This is a genomic window from Bacteroides sp. (assembly GCF_052357945.1).
Taxonomy (GTDB): domain Bacteria; phylum Bacteroidota; class Bacteroidia; order Bacteroidales; family Bacteroidaceae; genus Bacteroides.
This window is the reverse complement of sequence record NZ_DAWCXD010000136.1, coordinates 1-1,954: the sequence shown is the minus strand read 5'-3', so window position 1 is coordinate 1,954 and position 1,954 is coordinate 1. Positions and strand designations below refer to the sequence as shown.

Below are 1,954 nucleotides of genomic sequence, written 5' to 3'. Positions count from 1 at the left end.
AACGAGAATGCCGCGTTGCTGAAGAAAATCGCCGAGGCAAGCGTGGAGGACGCGGCAGCCTACCGCCAGCAGTACAACGCGAACAAGACACAGATAGACAGCCTGAAAAACGAGCTGTCCGAATGGCAGAAGAAACAGAAGGAGTACGCGGATGCGAGACAGGAAGCGGCAGGCGACAACGACGTGCCGACGGACGACTACTACCGCATACCCGCCATCATGCAGGACTGTAAGACCGCCTACAACCTCACGTGGCAAGGCGGCGGCGCGTGGAGCGGCTACACCTATGTACGCAAGGCTACCATGCCGAACATCAACGGCGTCATCACGTTCCGGGCAACGATTTCGATAGCGCGGAAACCAAAGTATTTCCTCGGCATCAAGATTCACCGTGCCATCCTGCAGATCAGTTGGGAGCTGACCACGGAATACACCGACACATTCGTCGCCGATGTGCTGACGCTCGACCCGAACCTTTCGGAGGAGGAAAAGACCAAGATGGTGAACGACCGCATCGCGGAAATCGCCCGGGAACACCCGTCCTGCAAAATCACGACGGAGTACGTCCGTACCGCCCCGATGGAAGAGACACCCACCGGGGATGTGTATCACTTGCTGTGGTCGAGCGACCGGCTTGCCATAGCCCGTGAGGTGGATTCTCGGATTACGAAGATATACGCCGACCTCGTGTCGCTGGAGAAGATGATGCACTACAAGCGCAACATCATCGACGTGCTGAAGGACGTGCTTCCGGAGCTGGACACGGACGAGGGGCGCAGGCTCACGCTCGTGGAGGAGTGCCATGACCGCTGGGTGGAGAACGCACGGGCTTCCAGAGGCGGGAACGGAAGAAACGCAGGAAAGGAGGAACGGCCATGAAACGGAGCTTACTGATAACGGTCGTGCTGCTGGCTCTTCTGCCCGGCATCGCCAAGGCGCAGTGGACCTTCGACATCGTGTCGGTGGAAGCCTACATCAACGACCACAAGAAACAGCGCAGCCTGCTGTTGGCCCGCAGTACGCTGGAATACAGCAACAAGCTGCTGCACGAGTACAGCCGCAAGGAGGTCGGCGGGTACAAGGAACTGAACGTGGACTTGGACCGCTACACCCGCGCCTTCGACATCATCGACGTGATGTACCAGTCCCTGCGGACGGCGCTGAACGTGAAGAACACCTACACGGCGGTGAGCGGCCGTATCGGCGACTACAAGAACCTGCTGGAGGACTTCAACGAGAAGATACTGAAACGGGGGCGCATCGAACCGTCCGACGCGCTGATACTGACCATCAACGAGAAAGCCATACGCGACATCGCCCATGACGGGGAGCAGCTCTACAAGTCGGTGAGCGACCTCGTGCTGTACGCCACGGGAGCGGCGGCCTGCTCGACCAGCGACCTGCTGACGGTACTGGAGGCTATCAACCAATCGCTGGACGACATCGAACGGCACCTGAACCGGGCATACATCGAAACGTGGAGGTACATACAAGTGCGTATCGGCTACTGGAAATCGAAGATATACCGCGAGCGCACCAAACGGGAGATTCTCGACGGGGCTTTCGGGCGGTGGCGGGAAGCGGGACGACTGGATGACTGACGAACGGAAACAGATAAAAGGGAAAAAAAGATGAAAAGGACATTTTTACTCATGGCGATAGCGGTTGTAACGGCAAGTGCGGTTCATGCACAGGGTGTCAGTGTAACCTACAACCACGACTCGCCTAAGCAGAACCAAGTTACGGTCATGGAGACCGGAGCGGGCGCACTCTCGCCCGACCTTTATTACACGCTGCTGCACAACTCCTACAAGAAGTCGGCGGCGATGAAGAACAAGCTGTCGTTCCGCACGCTGGCGGGCGTCAGTCTGTACAATCAGGTGGACGAAGCCGAAGCCATCGACTCGGCACTGGTCAGCCGTGCGAAGATAGAGGCGCTGAACGTGGCCGACCG

2 protein-coding genes and 1 pseudogene are annotated in these 1,954 nt (G+C 58.2%); all 3 read left to right on the top strand.

All coding sequences use genetic code 11. From position 1 onward, the window contains the following. A pseudogene (locus ACT8YW_RS18390) lies at positions 1-879 on the top strand (hypothetical protein); the annotation flags it as partial. Beyond that, complete coding sequence (locus tag ACT8YW_RS18385; protein ID WP_444106664.1) at positions 876-1,601, top strand: hypothetical protein; 726 nt, start codon at positions 876-878, stop codon at positions 1,599-1,601. The pseudogene ACT8YW_RS18390 and the gene ACT8YW_RS18385, both read left to right, overlap by 4 nt. A 30-nt stretch (positions 1,602-1,631) precedes the next feature. Beyond that, positions 1,632-1,954, top strand: a 323-nt coding sequence (locus tag ACT8YW_RS18380) for a DUF5045 domain-containing protein (RefSeq protein ID WP_444106662.1), incomplete at its 3' end; no start/stop codon positions are given.

Bases quoted from the DNA above. Each gene is read 5' to 3' on its own strand.
- ACT8YW_RS18385 (WP_444106664.1), top strand. From the start codon at position 876: ATGAAACGGAGCTTACTGATAACGGTCGTGCTGCTGGCTCTTCTGCCC.